18 protein-coding genes and 1 tRNA gene are annotated in these 18,144 nt (G+C 62.3%); 7 read left to right on the forward strand and 12 right to left on the reverse strand.

The features are described from left to right. Window positions 1-247 precede the first annotated feature (247 nt). From GTA51_RS21470 to GTA51_RS01690, 10 genes are all read right to left on the reverse strand, one after another. Entirely contained in the window at window positions 248-673 is a 426-nt protein-coding gene (locus GTA51_RS21470; protein WP_369334276.1) for a DUF6538 domain-containing protein, read from the reverse strand. Between the two features lie 489 nt (window positions 674-1,162). After that, window positions 1,163-1,993 (reverse strand): DUF4198 domain-containing protein, encoded by an 831-nt coding sequence (locus tag GTA51_RS01650; RefSeq protein ID WP_160958135.1) that lies wholly within the window; start codon window positions 1,991-1,993, stop codon window positions 1,163-1,165. Window positions 1,994-2,022: 29 nt separating this feature from the next. Beyond that, window positions 2,023-2,346 (reverse strand): hypothetical protein, encoded by a 324-nt coding sequence (locus GTA51_RS01655; RefSeq protein ID WP_160958137.1) that lies wholly within the window; start codon window positions 2,344-2,346, stop codon window positions 2,023-2,025. Between the two features lie 148 nt (window positions 2,347-2,494). Next, a complete protein-coding gene (feoB, locus tag GTA51_RS01660) occupies window positions 2,495-5,008 on the reverse strand; it encodes a ferrous iron transport protein B (RefSeq protein ID WP_160958139.1) in 2,514 nt (837 codons plus the stop codon). Further along, window positions 5,005-5,256, reverse strand: coding sequence for a FeoA family protein (locus tag GTA51_RS01665; protein ID WP_160958140.1), 252 nt, complete (start codon window positions 5,254-5,256; stop codon window positions 5,005-5,007). Before GTA51_RS01665 ends, feoB begins: the two co-directional genes overlap by 4 nt. A 58-nt stretch (window positions 5,257-5,314) precedes the next feature. Next, window positions 5,315-6,691, reverse strand: coding sequence for a methyl-accepting chemotaxis protein (locus GTA51_RS21185; protein ID WP_211922395.1), 1,377 nt, complete (start codon window positions 6,689-6,691; stop codon window positions 5,315-5,317). 22 nt (window positions 6,692-6,713) lie between these two features. Next, window positions 6,714-7,094, reverse strand: coding sequence for a DUF1987 domain-containing protein (locus GTA51_RS01675; RefSeq protein WP_160958142.1), 381 nt, complete (start codon window positions 7,092-7,094; stop codon window positions 6,714-6,716). Window positions 7,095-7,104: 10 nt separating this feature from the next. Continuing rightward, window positions 7,105-7,653: a SiaB family protein kinase gene (locus GTA51_RS01680; RefSeq protein WP_160958144.1), complete on the reverse strand. Its 549-nt coding sequence runs from the start codon at window positions 7,651-7,653 to the stop codon at window positions 7,105-7,107. Next, window positions 7,650-8,825: a PP2C family protein-serine/threonine phosphatase gene (locus tag GTA51_RS01685; protein ID WP_160958145.1), complete on the reverse strand. Its 1,176-nt coding sequence runs from the start codon at window positions 8,823-8,825 to the stop codon at window positions 7,650-7,652. The genes GTA51_RS01680 and GTA51_RS01685 overlap by 4 nt, the downstream gene beginning before the upstream one ends. Before the next feature lie 298 nt (window positions 8,826-9,123). Further along, the gene (locus GTA51_RS01690) at window positions 9,124-10,245 is read right to left on the reverse strand and encodes a GGDEF domain-containing protein (RefSeq protein ID WP_160958147.1); all 1,122 of its coding nucleotides are present in this window, start codon (window positions 10,243-10,245) and stop codon (window positions 9,124-9,126) included. A gap of 218 nt (window positions 10,246-10,463) precedes the next feature. Between GTA51_RS01690 and GTA51_RS01695 the strand changes: the two genes are divergently transcribed. The 7 genes from GTA51_RS01695 (at window position 10,464) to GTA51_RS21475 (ending at window position 16,496) form a co-directional block, all read left to right on the forward strand. Further along, a complete protein-coding gene (locus tag GTA51_RS01695) occupies window positions 10,464-11,567 on the forward strand; it encodes an iron ABC transporter substrate-binding protein (RefSeq protein ID WP_160958148.1) in 1,104 nt (367 codons plus the stop codon). Further along, window positions 11,564-12,658, forward strand: a complete 1,095-nt coding sequence (locus GTA51_RS01700; RefSeq protein WP_160958150.1) for a FecCD family ABC transporter permease — start codon at window positions 11,564-11,566, stop codon at window positions 12,656-12,658. The genes GTA51_RS01695 and GTA51_RS01700 overlap by 4 nt, the downstream gene beginning before the upstream one ends. Next, a complete protein-coding gene (locus GTA51_RS01705; RefSeq protein ID WP_160958151.1) occupies window positions 12,655-13,413 on the forward strand; it encodes an ABC transporter ATP-binding protein in 759 nt (252 codons plus the stop codon). Before GTA51_RS01700 ends, GTA51_RS01705 begins: the two co-directional genes overlap by 4 nt. Window positions 13,414-13,433: 20 nt before the next feature. Continuing rightward, entirely contained in the window at window positions 13,434-14,045 is a 612-nt protein-coding gene (locus GTA51_RS01710; RefSeq protein WP_160958153.1) for an FmdE family protein, read from the forward strand. 570 nt (window positions 14,046-14,615) lie between these two features. Then, entirely contained in the window at window positions 14,616-14,987 is a 372-nt protein-coding gene (locus GTA51_RS01715; RefSeq protein ID WP_160958154.1) for a hypothetical protein, read from the forward strand. Then, window positions 14,984-15,811: an MBL fold metallo-hydrolase gene (locus GTA51_RS01720; protein WP_160958156.1), complete on the forward strand. Its 828-nt coding sequence runs from the start codon at window positions 14,984-14,986 to the stop codon at window positions 15,809-15,811. The genes GTA51_RS01715 and GTA51_RS01720 overlap by 4 nt, the downstream gene beginning before the upstream one ends. A 511-nt stretch (window positions 15,812-16,322) precedes the next feature. Beyond that, the gene (locus GTA51_RS21475) at window positions 16,323-16,496 is read left to right on the forward strand and encodes a DUF5320 domain-containing protein (RefSeq protein ID WP_160958158.1); all 174 of its coding nucleotides are present in this window, start codon (window positions 16,323-16,325) and stop codon (window positions 16,494-16,496) included. Window positions 16,497-16,541: 45 nt separating this feature from the next. Here the strand turns inward: GTA51_RS21475 and GTA51_RS01730 are convergent. Next, a protein-coding gene (locus GTA51_RS01730; RefSeq protein ID WP_160958159.1) for an IS3 family transposase occupies window positions 16,542-17,677 on the reverse strand; the annotation gives its coding sequence in 2 pieces (ribosomal slippage) (window positions 16,542-17,402 and window positions 17,405-17,677; 1,134 coding nt in all). Between the two features lie 372 nt (window positions 17,678-18,049). Then, window positions 18,050-18,135: transfer RNA gene (locus tag GTA51_RS01735), tRNA-Leu, on the reverse strand. Between the last annotated feature and the right edge of the window lie 9 nt (window positions 18,136-18,144).

Here is an 18,144-nt window from a genome sequence, read left to right on the forward strand (position 1 = left end):
TCCAGCCCAATACGCCGCCTTTTCGGATCTATGCTCCGGTGCCGATGCTACCATGGTCGCCCCTCCTGGGGACACTCCATGCCAGAAAATTCAGGAGGCGTAAGAAGGGGTTCTTTTGACGGTTACGAGCCCGAAGATAGCCATTCCGTCTTTCTCGAATTACCATTTGAGAAATTGGCTTCTTATCAGGTTTGTCCAGCAATTCTGCCAACCATTGTGCAAGCTGCCCTCGAAGTTCTTGATAGTCCTACACTCCACCTTCAATCAACTTTAGCAATATGGCATATAAGCCAGAAGCTCTATTCCGAGCCTCCCGGACATACTCCGTCTGCAAACTGATGCGGATTTCAGCATGGCCCAGCAGATCACGATATGCCTTTGGAAAAGCATATCGAAAATAGTAAAGATTTCCTTTGAAGTAAAGGTAGGTCGGCGAGGAACGCCGGAGGGATCGCCCCTGCGGCAGGGAATTGGCGCGGGATGCTCGTGAAGCTGGCCGTGGGGGTGAGCGTGCTTCCCTTCGGCTCTGTAGTGATGTGCTGGCTTGTGACACGACTGCGGCCCACGCCGCGATGTGGCATGTTTGACCCCGCGCTTTGACCCCTTTGGGTAAACAGGGGAAAACGCGGAGCTTATTGAAGCCTAGCCACAACCTATTTGACAAAAAGAACACATGATTGCAGCCATTTAGCTGCAACCCCTTCAAGATGATGCCGAAGGGGGGACTCAGACCTCATCCAAAATTATTACCTTGAATGAGTTACATTTCCCTAGATCAACAGCTTGGTTTTTGGTTCGTTTTGTTCCAGCGCTTTGTACCAGATTGATAGTCAATGAGGGACTCGAATTCAAGGCTATTTTGAGGGATGAGAGGGGGCAACTCCAGGGGGCGACGTGGAAACGCCGACAACTCAATTTAATACGAGGTGAGGGGGTCCCGATTTTCTTGGACGCTGCATTTGCCACCATCAGGTCCAGGAAGGGAGTGCCCAGCTCCCGATCTTCTTCCAGGACAGGCTCCAAGGCTATCTCGGCCAAACCATCCACCAGTGAAGTTTACACAGTTTTAGGACACCTCCCCTCCTGGTCCGGCCGGCGCAATACGAAAAACGGAACGCCGTTGCCGGACGTTCCGTTTCCTGCACAGACCCGCCAGGCGGGACTATTTCATATCGACAGCCTTGACCCAGATAAGCGCATCCTGGGACAGGGGTTTGCCGTCGAATTCCTTGACCGGCCCGGTCCCCAGGGCGGCAAAGCCCCACCAGCCGGCCTTGGGCATGGCGTAGACAAACACGCCGTTGGCATCGGCCTTGATGGTCTGGGTGGCGAAAGCGTCGTGGGGAGCGGTGGCCACGGCCTTTTTGTCAAAGCTGTTGGAGCCCATGACCATGGCGTGGTTTAAAAACTCCACCTCGATCTCGGCATCGGCCACCGGCTTGCCGCCGGAGAGCACCTGGCCGACAAAGACGTTGCCGGTGTAGAGGCTGTAGGGTTTGGCCATGGGCACGATTTCGGTGGGCAGGCCGACGGGCTTATCCCAGTTGCCGGGAATGCCGCCGATGTTGAGCACCATTTTGGTGATCTGCTGCATGTAGGCCTTTTCTTCCGGGTCGAAATAGGGGGCCGGAACCAGGGCGAACACGTAGTCGCCGGGGCTGCGCAGCTTTTGCTTGAAGGCATAGGCCTTGCCGGAATTGGTCAGGCTTTTCCAGGTGATGGGGGTCAGCCCCGCCTTGAGGTCGGTCTTTTGGCCTTCACCTTCGGAGCCGCGCTGGAAAACCATGAAGAACTGTTCCGGCGCGCCCATGTCCATGGTGTGCCCGGCCTCGAAGGGATGGGTGAAAACGAGGCGCATGTCCACCTCGCCACCCTTGTCCAGAACGATTTCCGGGGTGTAGATCATCTGAAAGTGGGCGCTGGCCAGACCCGGCAGGGCCAGGGCGAGAACCAGGGCAGAGAGAAATCCGGCCAAAGTCTTTCGGTGCTGCATGTCGTCCTCCTGTTTAGGGGTTTATCGCGTTATTCCAGAATCTTTTTGCCGTCGATCTCAATCTTGTGGCCTTCGCCGGCGTCGAAAACGACCGCGTAGGCTCCTTCGGGTTTTTTGAAGGTGTACTTCGAGGTCTTGTCCATGGCCCCCTGCTCCAGGACCTTGCCCGAGCCGTCCTTGACGATCAGGCCCACACCCGAGGCCGAGGAGCCGTCGGAAAAGCCGCCTTCACAGGTGATGGTGCCGTCGGCGTTGTCAAAGCACGAACACAAGGCGGTATGGGCCAGGGCTGCGCCGGGCAAGGCCAGGGTCAGGACAATGAGAGCGGGAATAATTTTCATTCTCAATTTCATGGAAAAGCACTCCTGAAATCCGCGTCCGCTGCGGGTTGAGGGTTGACGGGAAAGAGGCGAATGTGCCCCGGCCACAGTGCGTGCCGGGACCGTTGCCCCGGCGGGTTGCCATTGCAGGCGGGGCCGGACCGGCCCCGCCCGTTTCGGATCAGGCGTTTTGCGCAGCCTCTTCGCCGGCCACCGCAGTGACGGGCAGGGTCACCGGGGTGCGGTGGGGAATCAGCCCGGCAACAATGGTGGCCGCCACGGCCAGACCATAGAAGCTCCACATGGCCGTGTTGCCGTCAAGGCCGAGCAGTCGGCCGCCGGTAAACACCGCGCTGGCCACGATGATGCCGAGGACCATGGGATAGAGGATGGCCAAGACCATCCACTTGGCCTGCCCGGTCTGGACTTTGATCATCATCGAGGTCGCCATGCACGGAGGATAAAGAGCCATGAAGAGCATGAGCGCCAGGGCGTGCAGCGGCGTGAAATCGGCCTCGCCCTGACGCATGGAGGCTTCCAGCGACTGGTTGTCGGTGCCGCCGGCTTCAAGCTTGTAAATGGCTCCCATGGTGGCCACGGCCGACTCCTTGGCGGCAAAGGCCGAGAGCAGGCCGGCATTGACCCGCCAATTAAAGCCGGCGAACTGGGTCACCGGTTCCAGAGCCCGGCCCAGGATGCCAAGGAAGCTCGTTTCCAGGCGCTCCCGGCGCATTTCTATACTGATGCTGTCGCGGCTTTGGGCAAAGGCCTTGACGCCGGCCAGAGCCGCCTTGGCGACCGCGTCGGCGCGGGGTTTCAAAATAGCGAAATAATCAGGATTTTCCTCGCGAAACCGGGTGTCGATGGCCTTGGCCGCCGCAGCGTCCTCAACGCCGGCCCGGGCCGCCTTGTAGGCTTCCTCGTAGCGCAAAAATCCAAGCAGCCCGTCGCCGGCCAGAACCGCCTGGAAGCGTGAGCCGGCCACGGCGGCGTCGAGCTGGCTGCGGGAGGCGTCCAGCCGGGCCTGATACGCGGCCTTGTGCTCCCGACTGATGCCGGGGAATTGCAACAGCACAAAGATAATAATGGCCACGGCCGCCACCACGGTGATGATCTTCTGGACGAAAAGCGCCACCTTCTCAATGGCCCGGGTAAACAGGTTGCGCAGGGTCGGCAGATGGTACGGCGGCATCTCCATGATAAAGGGCGCGCTGTCCAGGCTCGATAACAGCGTCGAGGACAGCAGCCGGGCGATGGGCAGGGCCATGAACAGGGTCACCGTGGAGATGAAAAACATGGCTGCCGAGGCGTCGCCAGGGAAAAAGGCCCCGACCAGCAGGATATAGAGCGGCACCTTGGCCAGACAGTTCATGAGCGGAATAATCAGGATGGTGGCCAGACGCGACTTGTCGTCGGGAATGGCCTTGCAGGCCATGACTCCGGGCACGCAGCAGCCGCCCAGATAGACTCCGGCCAGCACCATGGGCAACGTGGACTGGCCGTGCAGGCCGTAAGACCGAAACAGCCGGTCCAGGATAAAGGCCATGCGCGGCATGTAGCCGGTGTCCTCCAGGAAGGCCACGCAGAAAAAGAGCAGAAAGAAGATGGGGATGTAGTTTAACAGCGAGTTGACGGAATCCATGAACCACAGGCCAAGGGAGCGCAGCATGGGGTCTTCCAGCATCCCGGCCGGGGGCAGGAAACCGGCCACAAAGGTCTTCAGGCCCGCCAAAAGCGGCCACGTGTAGTTGGTCAGCTTGTAGCCCCAGACGATGGAGACCTGATAAAGGATAAAGAGCACACCGATCAGGACAAGGGGGCCGAGGTATTTGTGGCACACGAGATCGTCGATGGCGTCGGTCCGGGTTTTTTCCGGTCCGGCCGACTTGACCGTGGCCGCCTGGGCCAGTGACCGGGCCAGCCGGCGCCGGGCCAGGGCGGCAAAAGCGGCGACGGTCTCCCCGGCCGACTCCCGGAAGGCTTCCTGATGCTCGGCAACCAGCCTGGAGAGGCGCACCGGATCAAAAAACACCTCGGCCACGAACTGCCGCGCCCCCTCGTCGTTTTCGAGCAGCCGCACGGCCAGCCAACGCCGGGGCGCGCCCAGATCACCGCCCTCGGCCAGCACGTCCTCCACAGCCTTGATATGCGGCTCAAGGGGACCGTAGTCCACCCGGAACGCTTCTTCCTTGGCCGGCTGGTCCATGGCTGTCGTCATGACTGCGGCAAGCTGTTCACGGCCCTGCCCCGTGCGGCCGATGCCCGTGGACACCGGCACACCCAATCGCTGGGACAGGATGTCGGCGTCGAGCACCTGGCCACGCCGCGTGGCCACGTCCATCATGTTGCAATGGACCACCACGTTGCTTTCCAGTTCAAGCAGTTCGACGGTAAGGCACAAATGGCGGCGCAGATTGGAAGCATCGATGACGTTGACCACCACCCGGGGATGGTCAAAGAGCAGGAAATCCCGGGTGACCCGCTCTTCCGGGGAGTAGGAACTGATGGAATAGGCCCCGGGCAGGTCCACCAGTTCGCAGGTGCGTCCGCCAAGCTTGAAGTGGCCGGATTTCTTCTCCACGGTGACGCCGGGAAAGTTGGCCACATGCTGGCGCGCCCCGGTGAGCATGTTAAACACCGTGGATTTGCCGCAGTTGGGTTGGCCGGCCAAGGCGGCCAGAATGCGACGGCTCATCGGGCCACCACCTCCACCAACGAGGCCTCGCAGCGTCGCAGGCTGACCAGAAAACCGCTGACTTTGATTTCGATGGGATCGCGCAGGGGCGCATTGCGCACCACCATCACCTCCTCGCCGGGCACCAGCCCCAGATCCCCCAGACGCTGCCCCAGACAGCCGTCGCAGCCCACCCTGGCCACTGTGCACCGCTCACCCGGGGCAATGGCCCCCAAATGGGTCCGGTCCTTGGTTGCGTCTTCGTCCATGTCCACCTCCGGCGAATCTATTGCTCTTTGCAATGTGGATTGAAAATACGACTCAAAATCAAATACAGGCGACGGTGTCCTCGTCTGCTGCCGCGCCGCACAGCCGGGCCATGAGCCGGTCCACGCCGGCCAGGGCCTCGCGCGCTCCCCGGGCATGGTCCTGGCCGGCCAGAGCGGCCTCCTCGATGGCCGTGGCGTTGGCCAGTGTTTCGTGCAGGGCCTGTCCGGCCCGGCCAAGCGGTTCCAGGGAGCGGCGCACGGTCTCGGCGCTGGCCTCGCCCTGGTTGCGGGCGGCCACGGCATTGGCGCTGATGGCCGCCAACGCCGCCCCGACCCGGGAAGACAGCTCCAGGAGGTCGCCGGTGGCGGCATTGGCCCCCCGAAGCAACCCGGCGTTGCCCTCGGCCTGAACCATGACCCCGCCCAGACGCGACGCGGCCTGGGACGCAGCTTCCTTGGAGCGTTCGGCCAGCCGGCGCACCTCGTCGGCCACCACGGCAAAGCCCCGGCCGTGGTCGCCGGCCCGGGCCGCCTCGATGGCGGCGTTTAGGGCCAGCATGTTGGTCTGATCGGCAATGTCGGAGATGGCCTCGCCGGTGGTGGCGGCAAAACGCAGCCCGTCCACAAGCTCCTCAAAAGAGCCGGACAGTCCCTGCATGGCCTCGGCCATGCTGCGGCAGGCCCGTTCCAGGCCCGCTTCCAACTGATGTCCGGTTTCGGCTATGCCGACCGCCTCCTGGGCCTTGGCCGCCGCCCCCAGGGCGTTTTCGGCTGCCTCGCGCACGGCCAAAAGGGCCGTGTCGAGAAGCGTGAAGGCCTCGCCCAGGCTGCCGGACTGGGCGGCAACCAGCTCGATGGTGGCCGAGCCGTCGGCCAGCAGGGCCTCGGCCCGCCCGGAGGCGGCCTCGATATGGCCGCGCACCTCGCCCACCACTTCCGACACGGCAGCCACCCGGGCCTGGCCGGCGGTGCGGTGGGCCTTGGCCGCGTCGCGCAGGGCCTTGAGCGCCTGCCGGTTTTCCGTGAAGGCCTGCCTGCGCTGGTCTTCGGCCTCGGCCATGAGGCCCGATACCGTCCCGGACACCTCGGCGGCCGTGTCCCACAGCCCGGCCAGGGGGCTGACAGCCAACCCCAGGGCCGGGGAGTCAGCCGCCGGCTGCCCGGCCAGGGCGGCACTGAGCCGGGCAGCCAACTGGCGGGCCGGCATTTCCACCAGGGTGGCCCAGGCGGCAAGTCCGGCCAACAGCGTGGTCCCGCCGGCCAGGAGCACGGCAGCGGACGGGGGCATGTCCCAGGCCGCCGCAGCCCCGGCGGCCACGGCGGCAATGGCGGCCAGAAGGCCGGAAACAGCCAGGGAGGCAGGATGCGGGGCGCGCCAGCAAAGCGCTGCCCCGGCCAGTTCTGCCGGCTGTCCGGCCCCTGTCGAATCGTCCATCATGTCCTCCTGCGGGCAACGCCTAGAGCGCCACCAGTTTGAAGGCCAGGGCCTTGGCGTCTTCGGCAAACTCCTCGCCGCATTCACAGGCAATGTCGTTGTCCTTGTCGTAGCGCCAATTGACCGTGATGCGTATTCCGCCGCCTGCAGCGATTTCGAGCATCTCAAACAAATCGAGCAGGGCCTTGGACGACGACGAGTTGAAGTAGACCAGCTCCATATCAAAGGTGACCGGCCCGGCCGGCTTGGCAGCCAGATAGGTTCGCAGCCAAGTGAAAAGAGGGCTGAAAAAGGCGGCGGCGTTTTCCGGGTAACATTCACCCTTCATGCGATGATGATGGCTGTCCGCATCGAAGCGGACCTCGGGGGTGGAGCGCGTGGGCGCACTGACAAACGGCTGCATGGCGGCTCCTCTAGGCAATGACGACATCCAGGGCGAACCAGGCCAGGTCGTCGGAGATGGATTGGATTTCATAGCGCATGGGACGCACGGACCGGCGGGCCATTTCCAGAAAGCCCAGACCAGCGCCCCGGGACTGGGCGTCAGGACCCTGCTGGCGGCAGGATTTGTACAGGGCCTTGAGCGTCTCCCGGTCGGTACCGGCCAGGACGTCGAGGCGTTCGCTGATGCGGCTGGCGAGTTCCTTGCGGATCAGGTTGCCGCAACTCAGGCACAACCCGTCGGGATCAAGCCGAATGATGAGTTCACCCGAGGCCATGCGGCCGGTGGCCATGTCAACGGTGTCGGCAGCGTAGTGCAGGACGTTTTGCAACTGCTCAACGAGCACGGCAAAGGCCATGGCTGCCCGGGTGCGGTTGGCGATCTCGAAATCCACCTTGCACCGGATCATGGAGCCGAGGCCCTCCACCACTTCCTGGGTTACCGGCCCCTTGAAGTACAAAACCACGCCGCCTTCCCGAAGCAGTTCACGGCATCTGTCAAATTGCTGGCCGCCAGTCATCGGATTCCTCCCAGGGCCTGGGGGCGAACGGCCAGCACGGCCACATCGTCGCGCCGCCCGTTTCTGCCCCGGTGTGTTTCAAAAAGTTCGATCAGGGCCTCTCGGCGTTCGGCCAGAGGCGCTTCCGCCGTATCGGCCAGCCACTGGCGCAGGGGCCGCTTGCCAAGGGGCAGATCGCGTCCGCCGCCGACCTGGTCGGTGACGCCGTCGGAAAAAAGAACCAATATGTCGCCTGATTCCAGGGCTACGGGCACATTGGCAAAGACCGCCTCGGCCGGGGTTTTGGAGTAGCCAAGGCCCATGCGGTCCGCGCCGATCTCGATGACCTCGGCCCCGCGTCCGATCCACAGGGGCCGGCGCGCTCCGGCATAGATGAGGCGGGAGCAATCGTCGGCGTCGAGATAGACCAGCCCCATGTCCATGCCGTCGTCGACCTCGCCGCCGCCGCCCTGGAGCAGCAGCCACTGCTGCATGAACCGGTTGACCTCGGTAAGCACCCCGGCCGGATCGCCCTCGAAGCGCTCCAGGCGCACCCGGTCCAGGGCCGCCTTGGCAATAAGCGTCATAAAGGCCCCGGGCACGCCGTGGCCGGTGCAGTCGCCGATGCCGACGAAGACGCCGCCCTGGCTGCGGGCAATATAAAACACGTCGCCGCCGACCACGTCGCGCTGGTCCCACCAGAGAAAGCTGTCGGGGAAAACCGCGGCCAGTTCGCTTGGCCTGGAGAGAAAGGCGCGCTGGATGCGGGCGGCGTAGTCAAGACTCGACGCAATCTGGCGGTGGGCGCCTTCCAGGTTGACCAGGGTGTCGTTGAGGCGGCGTTCGCGCACGGCCACGGCATGGCCGAGCCAATAAATCTGGCGGGCCAGCCCCGGAAAATCCCCGGAGTCGCCACGCACCGGCGGAGCGGCGTCGGCTGCGTAACTGCCCTGCTTGATGCGCATGCAACTGTCCATGAGCCGGCCCACCTGGTCAAAGACGATGGATTTGCCGGCCAGACGCACCAAAGGATAATACAGGATCACGCCCAGCGTGACATAGCCGGCCAGCACGGCCTTAAGCGTCCCCTCGTCCAGCGCGGCCTGGCCAAACATCAGGGCCAGGGGGGCGATGACGACAAAAGGGAAGAGAATCAGTCCGAGTTTGGCCGGGGTGCCCAGACCCGCGTCCATGACTCCGGCTTCCCCGCTCCTGTTGCTGCGCCATTTCCGAATAAATCTCTGCACAGTTGCCTCCTTGCCGTCTCTGACATCCCTGTCCGACAGTCCGGGCATTCCCTGGAACGACGCCCCGGACTGTCGTCACCGACAATGAAATTGCATGTCAAAATCAATACAAAGCGAGCATTCTTCGCTCCATGGCGCAGTCCGGCCGTCCCCGGCCGAGTGTGGCCTTCACAAAAAATATGTATGTTTTTGTGAATAAAAATAGCAAATGAAGCTTTTACATGCGCTGCAAACCCTACCATCTCTAGCCACTGCGGCACGCGATTGCCGGCAACGTCCCCCGGTCCAGACAGACCCGGTTGCGCCCGCTGCGTTTGGCGGCATACAGGGCCTTGTCAGCCCGGGCCAGACAGGCGGCAGGTTCGGCATCAAGCCCGTCGATGAAAACGGCCACGCCAAAGCTGGCCGTCACCCGGATACGGCGGTCGCCAGCCTCAATGCACAGCACTTCCAAGGCCCGGCGCAACCGCTCGGCCAGTTCCTCACCACCGGCCAGATCCGTGCCCGGACACAGCACGGCGAATTCCTCGCCCCCCACCCGGCCCACCATGTCCGACAGCCGCACACCGTCGCGAAGCCGGCCGGCCACGGCCCGCAACACCGTATCCCCGACATCATGGCCGTAGGTGTCGTTGACATTTTTAAAATGATCCACGTCGACCATGATCATGCCAAGAGGAGCCTTGGAGCGGACGGCCACGGCCTGGGCCCGTACGGCGTTTTCAAAAAACCCCCGACGATTGGCCAGCCCGGTCAGGGCGTCGGAAGCGGCCCGGCGCACCAGTTCATCTTCCAGGGCCTTTCGGGACGAAATATCCTGGGTCATGCCCACCACGTGGCCGTCAGGTTCGATGCGCGCGGCCCCCACCAGACACCACAACGGTCCCCGGGGCGTTTTAAGCCGCACTTCCAGGCGCTGCACCCGGCCCGTCTCGGCCAGGGCACGGGCAAAGGCATGCCAGTCAGCTTCGTCGAAAAAAAGCGAGGCCACTGCCGCTGTTTCCGGGGGCAGGCCGGCAGCCGTCCCCCTCGGGCCGGCTGCCGGTCCACCCGGGTCCAGCAGATCCAGCAGGGCCGGATTGGCGGCCATGAGGCTGCCGTCGGCGTCAGCCAGAAAAATACCTCCCGTGGAATTTTCGAAAATGCCACGGTACCGTTGTTCCTGCTGGCGCAATTTTCGGTTCAGTTCCACCATGCGGGCCTGGGTGCGATCTCCTATGCGAGCCAGTTTTTCCGCTTTGACGGCCATGCGGCCGGCCAGATCCAGAAATTCACCGGCCAGGGCCGCGACCTGGGCAGGGTCGTCCCGCACCCGCTCCAGCCTGGCCCGCATCGCCTCAATGCTTTCGTCCTGCAGACTCGCCAACGCATACACTCCCCGGCAGTTCGTTGCCTTGGCCGACGAGGCCGGCAGCGTGTTCACAGCATTCGGAAATGCTGGGAAGGGTCATAATTGATAGCGATTGTCATTGTCAAGATCGTTTCTGACCTCCGTCTGCAGGCAGGGCACTTGACTTGCCCAGGGTCGTTCTTTATGTTTTTCATGCTATTTTTCATGGAATAATAACATAGCGAGATGACCTAATGGGTTTTATTCATCGCCACTGGCTGGTCCTGGCGGCCACGCTCTGCCTGGCCGTATTGCCGGGGCATGGCGACGCCCGCACGATCACAGACGCCCTGGGCCGGGAGCACAGCCTTGCGGACCAGATTTCCAACGTGATCTGCTCCGGTCCCGGTTGCCTGCGGCTTTTGGTCTATCTCCAGGCCCAGGACGCCGTGGTGGGTGTGGACGACATTGAAGGAAAGCGCCGCCAGTTCGACGCGCGGCCTTACGCCCTGGCACAGCCGCAGTTGCAGGTTCTGCCTGTGTTCGGCGAGTTCCGGGGTTTTGACCACCCGGAACAGATCCTTGCCCTATCCCCGCAACCGCAGGTCATCTTCAAAGTGCACAGTCCCGGACAGGGGATGGACCCCCTGGAATTGCAGGAAAAAACCGGCATCCCTGTGGTGGTGTTGGATTACGGAGACCTGGGCGGAAAACGCCCGCGCCTGTACGCCTCCCTGCGGTTGCTGGGCGACGTCCTTGGCAAGCGGGACCGGGCCGAGGCGGTGGTGGATTTTTTTGAAACGCGCATCGCCGCGCTCGAACGCCGCACGGCAGACCTTCCCGAGGCGGCCCGCTCCGGCGTCTATGTGGGCGGGGTGGCTTCGCGCGGAGCCCAGGGCTTGCAGTCCACGGAGCCAAACTATCCGCCCTTTGCCTTTGTGCACGCCCGCAACCTGGCTGCCGGCGGCGCAGCCGGCGCGGTGGTCGTCGTGGCCAAGGAACAGATCGTCGCCTGGAATCCCGACGTGCTCTTCCTCGACCTCGCCACCCTGCAACTGGGCGAGGCCGGCGGCGGCCTTTATGAACTCAAGACCGATCCCGCGTATCAAAGCCTTTCTGCCGTAGCCAAGGGACACGTGTACAGCGTATTGCCGTACAACTGGTACAGCACCAACTACGGTTCGCTGCTGGCCAATGCCGCCTTTATTGGCAAAACCCTCTACCCGGACCGGTTTGCCGACGTCGATCCCGTGGTCGAAGCGGATACGATTTACACGTTCCTGGTGGGCAGGCCTGTGTTTGGGGAGATGAACGCCCGCTTTGGCAATCTGGCCTTCGCGCCTGTTATCTGCCAATGATCCAGACAGACCGGAGGCCTTTTCCAAACGGCGGCATTCCCGAGGAGTACCGTCGCCATCTTGGCCGCAAGCTGGCCTTCCTGCTGGCCTTGGCTGCGGCTTTGGCCGTGGTACTGGTCGCGACGATCACCGTGGGCGCGGCCAACGTCTCGCTCCTCGACGTGGCGCGCAGCTTGCTCGGGCTTGCAGTGCCGCGCCAGGTGGAGATCATTGTCTGGAACATCCGCCTGCCCCAGGCTCTGGCCTGTTTGCTGGCCGGCATGGGCCTGGCTGCCGCCGGCACGGTGATGCAGTCTGTGCTGCGCAATCCGCTGGGCTCGCCCTTCACCCTGGGCCTGTCCCATGCCGCGGCCTTTGGCGCGGCCCTGGCCGTGATCGTTCTGGCCGGCGGCACGATGACTTCCAAAGGCGCCGTCACGGTTTCCAGCCCGTGGCTGACCACAGCCTGCGCCTTTGCCTCCAGCATGGCCGCAGCCGGCCTCATACTGGCCATTTCGCAGCGCAGGGGCGCGACGCCGGAAGCCATGGTCCTGGCCGGGGTGGCCCTGGGCTCCCTGTGCACGGCAGCCACGATGTTGCTGCAATATGTCGCGGACGACGTGCAACTGGCGGCCATGATCTTTTGGACTTTTGGCGACGCATCCCGGGCCTCTTGGCGCGAGTGCGGGATTCTGGCGGGCGTGACCCTTGGGGCGCTGCTGTTCTTTTATCGGAATGCCTGGAACTACAACGCCATCGACGCCGGAGATGAAACGGCCAAAGGCCTGGGCGTGCGCGTTGGGCGGGTGCGCCTGACCGGCATGCTGGTCGCCTCCCTGGCGACGGCAACCCTCGTTGCCTTTCTCGGGATCATCGGGTTTGTGGGATTGGTGGCGCCGCATCTGGCGCGGCTGCTCCTCGGGGGTGACCATCGTTTCCTGTTGCCCGGGGCGACACTGACCGGGGCATTGCTGCTGCTGGCCTCGGATACGGCGGCCAGACTCGTGCTGGCCCCGCATGTGCTGCCCGTGTCCGTGCTGACGGCCTTTCTCGGCGCGCCGATTTTTCTGCTGCTTATTCTGCGTAAGCCGCAGCAGGGACGGGGACGATGATGCTTGATGTCCGGGAATTGCGCTTCGGGTATAACCACCAGCACCCCGTCTTGCAGGATATCTGCTGCCATGTGGCCGCAGGCGAAATCCTGGCCATCCTTGGCCCCAACGGCGCGGGCAAGACCACCCTGCTCAAATGCATCAACGCCATTCTCTCCCCGGCCGGCGGCACCGTGCTTGTGGAAGGCCGCGATGTGCTGCGCCTGCCACCGGCCGCCATCGCCCGAAGCATCGGCTATGTGCCGCAACGCGCCGAAACGTCCCCTGTCACGGTCTTTGATGCGGTGCTCCTGGGCCGGCTGCCGCATTTTCGCTGGCGGGCCAGGGAGGAGGATCTGCACATCGTCGATGCCGCCCTCAAACGCCTGTGCCTGGAGGCCCTGGCCTTGCGCCCCATCGACACGCTCAGCGGCGGCGAATTGCAAAAGGTGTGCATGGCCCGGGCGCTGGTGCAGCAACCCCGGCTGTTGCTCCTGGACGAGCCTACCAGCGCCCTGGATCTCAAAAACCAGTTGGAAATCATGCGCCTGCTGCGCCGTGTTGTGGATACGCACCAAATAGCTGCTGTGATGACCATGCACGATCTCAACACCGCCCTGCGTTTTGCCCACAAGGTTGTATTCCTCATGGCCGGCCGCGTGCATGCCTGCGTGCCGTCTGCCGAAGTCGCCGCTGAAACCATCCAGGCCGTGTACGGTGTGCCTGTAACCATTCATCGCCTGGGCGGCGTTCCGGTCGTCACGCCGTTGTCCTGAGGCGCTTTTGGAGGCTGTTTATGTCCTGCTCCTTTCCCGCTGAAACGATTGAACGCGTCGTCCTGTTTCATGGTCATAGCTGCCCCGGCCTGTCCATTGGCATCCGGGCTGCGGAATACGCCCTGCAATACTTTGGCGATGCCGGGAACGGCGAGCTGGTCTGCATCACGGAGACGGATATGTGCGGCGTGGATGCGCTCCAGTACCTCACCGGCTGCACCCTGGGCAAAGGGAACCTGATTCACAAAGATTACGGAAAGATGGCTTTCTCCTTCCACCATCGCCCCACGGCGGTCGGCATCCGCTTGCGGCTTCGGCCCGAGACGCGCGGGGAGATCGACGCCGAACTGGCTCCCCTGCAACGGGCCATTGGCCAGGGCACGGCCACGCCGAAAGAACACGACCGGGCCAAAGAACTGCGCCGCATGCTTGTAAAGCGTTTCATGACCCTGCCCCTGGAGGCGCTGTTCGACAGGCAAGAGCTGGAAACCCTGCCCCCGCGCCCGGCGCAGATTCTGGAGAGTCTGCCCTGCGCCTGCTGTGGAGAAAAAACCATGGAATCGCGCACGCGCCGCCTTGGCGGGCAGACCCTTTGCATCCCCTGTTTTTTGGAACGCGAACAGAAAATCTGAGTGTCCCCGGGCCGTGCGCCTCGTCCTGGTCCCCTGAAAGGCATGGACTCTGCCGGAATTGCGCAGGCTTTTCCAGGTGATGGGGACCAGTGCAAGCCCATATACCGGGTGGTCGACGGGAAATCCCGGGCTGCTATCGCTTTCTTGGCCCATTGACGTTCGTGCCGTCGTCCTGCGGCGGTTTGGGCTCATTTTTCGTCTGGCCGGTGCGGATGCCCGATAAGCTTTTTTGAGAACTTTTTTCTCGTTCCCTTTCTCGGCCCAAGACAACGGGACTCAATACCCGGCAATAAAATCAATACTGATCCATTATTCGCATTCTGGGTGCCCTGCACTCTTGGAGCCAGGCCTTGGTCGTGAGGGTAATTCCAAGCCCTTTCGGCCGATCCATTGGCCGCATCCAGTATGCCCAGCGAGCTTTTTGGGATAAATTATCGCCCAAAAATTAAACTTGGGCGAATTTTTAGCTCCCAGTCGGCGAGCCTAGCGGCCCTTCTCGTTCAACAAGCTATAATACAAGTCTTTTCCCAACTGGCACTCTTTATGCTTTAGGAGCTCTGAGGTTTCGCCATGCCAGAGATCCAATCACCTTATCACTCGCCCCACCGCTGCCCCCGCGTCTGTCTGGCCTGCTACGGAGCCCGGCTGGCCTCGCTCCTCGAAATGGCATCGACCTTGCGCCTGTACAGCATTTATGGAGAGGCTGTCGTGGAGCAAGGAGTTTTGGAAATGCCGACCCAGGGCCTGGTCGATCTGGCTCCTCTTTTGGCCAGGGCCGGCGTGGCCCTGCTGGCATGCGGCGGGGCGACCTGTTGCTGCCTGAAACACTTTGCCCGCCACGGCGTGGCGGTCGCTCCCTGGATCGTTGGCGTGGTGTCTGTGGTCCTTTCCGCCCCGGGTCAAAACCGCACGATATTTTCAAAGAGCCCTGATAATCCATGACCCAACGAACGCTGCACATTATTATGGACAACCGGGCCGAGGGTGAAACCCTCGCCTTCGAGCACGGCTGGTCAGCTTGGCTGAACCTCGGCTCTGACGGAGCGTGGCTGTGGGATACTGGCCAGACCGGAGAGTTTCTTAACAATGCCACTAAAATGGGGATCAATCCGCTCGACGCAACCGGCGTGGCTTTGAGCCATGGGCACTACGATCATGCCGGTGGATTGCCCACGCTGCTTGCCCAAGGGTTTGTCGGTCCGGTGGTTGCGCATCCGGACTTCATGGCTGTCCGTTACAGTCGGCGTGGTCCGTCCACGTTTCGCTCGATTGGTATCGGTGATAGCCGATTGCAGAACACCCCATGCCATTTCCTTCCAACCAAAGACCTTCGCGAACTCGCGCCGGGGGTCGTGTTCGTCACTGGCATCACACGCCGCCCCGGGGCCTTTACCGCCACGTCCGACCTCTTTCTTGATACGGCCGGCCTCGTTCCGGACGCGGTGCCGGACGACGCCTGCCTCGTCATAAAGAAGCCCCAAGGCCCCCTCGTTCTCTTGGGGTGCTGCCACTCGGGCCTTGGCAATACACTGTTTCATCTGAGCAACCGCCTGGGCGTGTCTTCCTTTCATACTGTCGTGGGCGGGCTCCATCTCAGCGGCGCACCAGTCGCAGTCGTGGAAGAAACCGCCGCGGCCCTTAATCACTTTGGCGTGCAGCATCTTTTCCCGGGACACTGCACGGGGGAAATTGCTGTAAAGGCTCTGCGTGCGTGTTTTTCCGGGGAGATCATCGCGACGGGAAGTGGCTTGCGCATCGATCCGTAGTCGCTTCTTGAGGTTTTACTTTTCCCCCTGTGTGCTCTTGAGGAAACGGTCGGAGAAGCGGCACAGCGACTGGCGGCCGCTACAGCCGGCAATGCCTCGGGGACGCTTCAGACAATACAATCCAACAGCCCAGAATAGCGGGAACTGTAAACGCGGCACGGGCTGTCCCCTTTTAACCGGAGGTTATCGTTATGAAACAAGGTTGCGCTACGCAAACTGGGCAAAAAGGCGGACAGGGCCGTTGCGGGCAAGGACAAGGCAAAGGTCAGGGTCAAGGTCAGGGTCAAGGTCAAGGAGGTCGGGGCGGCGGCCAGTGTGGTCAGGGACAGGGCAGGCAAGGGATCAGTGGAACCCCCGGAATCACGCAAAATGCGGCTGGGCAGTGCGTGTGCCCGAAATGCGGCCAGGTCGTGCCGCATAGCCCGGGAAATGCTTGCGTCAACATGCAATGCCCCGCTTGTGGGGCGGCCATGGCGCGCCAATAACCTCTCAAGACGAAGGAGGCTGCACGATGCCACGAGGAGATGGAACAGGTCCCATGGGAATGGGCTCTCAAACGGGACGACAGGCAGGCTATTGTTCAGGTTCCGACGCACCTGGTTTTGCGAACGCCCGGGGACGCGTCGGTTCCCGCCAGGGCTTTGGGCAAGGCGTCTTTGGCCGAGGCTTGAGGTGGTCCGGATAGGTTGGACAGGTTGGCGGCGCCGTTAAGCTATAGTCCTGTTGGTGCTCATGCCGCCTTGGAGGCCGAGTGGCCATCCCTGTATACGTCCATGGGGCGGCGACCGTCAAAAGCCGTATGCGGCCGCTGCTCGTTGTAGAAGCGGAACCAGTCTCCAAGCGCCTGGCGGGCCTGGCTGCCGGTTTCGAGTTCCCGCAGATAGACGCATTCCCATTTCAGCGAGCGCCACAGTCGCTCGATGAAGACGTTATCCATCCACCGGCCTTTGCCATCCATAGAGATGGCGACGCCGGCATCTTTGAGCGCCCGGGTGAATTCCAGGCTGGTGAACTGCGATCCTTGGTCCGTGTTGAAGATTTCCGGCACCCCGTACCGATTCATGGCCTCCTCCAAGGCGGCGACGCAGAAATCCGCGTCCAGGGTGTTGGAGAGCCGCCAGGACAGCACGGCCCGGCTGTGCCAGTCCATGACCGCCACTAGGTAGAGGAAGCCGCGCCGCATGGGAACATAGGTGATATCGGCGCACCACACCTGATCCGGCCGCTTGATCGCAAGCCCGCGCAGCAGATACGGATAGATCTTGTGCCCTGGATGCGGCTGACTGGTCCTGGGCTTCTGGTAGATCGCCATCAGCCCCATCCTGCGCATCAACCGCCGCACACGTCCGCGTCCGATCACGATGCCCTGATGCCGCAAATGCAGCCGCATCTGACGCGATCCGTAAAACGGCGTCTCCAGAAACTGCTCATCGATACGCCGCATCAGGTCCAGGTTCATGGCCGACTCGCCCTTCGGGCGATGGTACCACGTCGACCTAGCCAGTCCGAGAATGTGGCACTGTGGGGAAATACTGAGTCGGGGATGGCCGCGGTCGACCATCCCGCGCCTTCGCTCGCGACTCACCGTTTGGCGAAGGCTCGCTCTAAAAAATCCTTCTCCACGGTCAATTGACCGATCTTGGCGTGGAGATCCCGAATTTCGGCGGCGGAATCCTTCTGCGCGGTCGCCGCCTTTCCAGAAAAGGCCGCAACCATGCCTTCCTTGGCCTGACGCTTCCAGCCGGCGATCTGTGTCGGATGCACGTCGTACTTGCTGGCCAACTCGGCCAAGGTCAACTCGCCTGACAGGGCCTCGAGCGCCACTTTGGCCTTAAACTCCGCTGAAAACTTTCGTCGCTGGGACATCGAAAACCGTCCTCCTCGTTTGAGGACTATAGCTTAACTGACTGTCCAATTTTCCGCGACCACCTCACTCGCGGAGGCCACCTAAACGCGGATGGCATGGTCCGGGAACGGCCATACGAAAATGCCACGTGCCGTTTCGTAGTACGAGATGGGAAGGGGATTTCGTCTTCTGGGAGAGGGTCGGATAAGCCGAAGATGAAGCCCGCATGGGGGCCTCCTGGCGTTGGCATTTTGTACCAACACTTTGTACCAAAAACCGGCTTCAAGAATTTCAAGGGTTTTTCGCGGGCCGAGGTCAAAAAACGGCCGATTTTAACCCCTGAAAAAAGTAAAGGGATTCAAGCTGTTACAGCTCAAACCCCTTTACAATTATGGTGCCGAAGGGGGGACTCGAACCCCCACGAGCATAGCCCACCACCCCCTCAAGATGGCGTGTCTACCAGTTCCACCACTTCGGCAAATTTATA

It is taken from the genome of Solidesulfovibrio aerotolerans, from assembly GCF_009856865.1.
GTDB lineage: Bacteria > Desulfobacterota > Desulfovibrionia > Desulfovibrionales > Desulfovibrionaceae > Solidesulfovibrio > Solidesulfovibrio aerotolerans.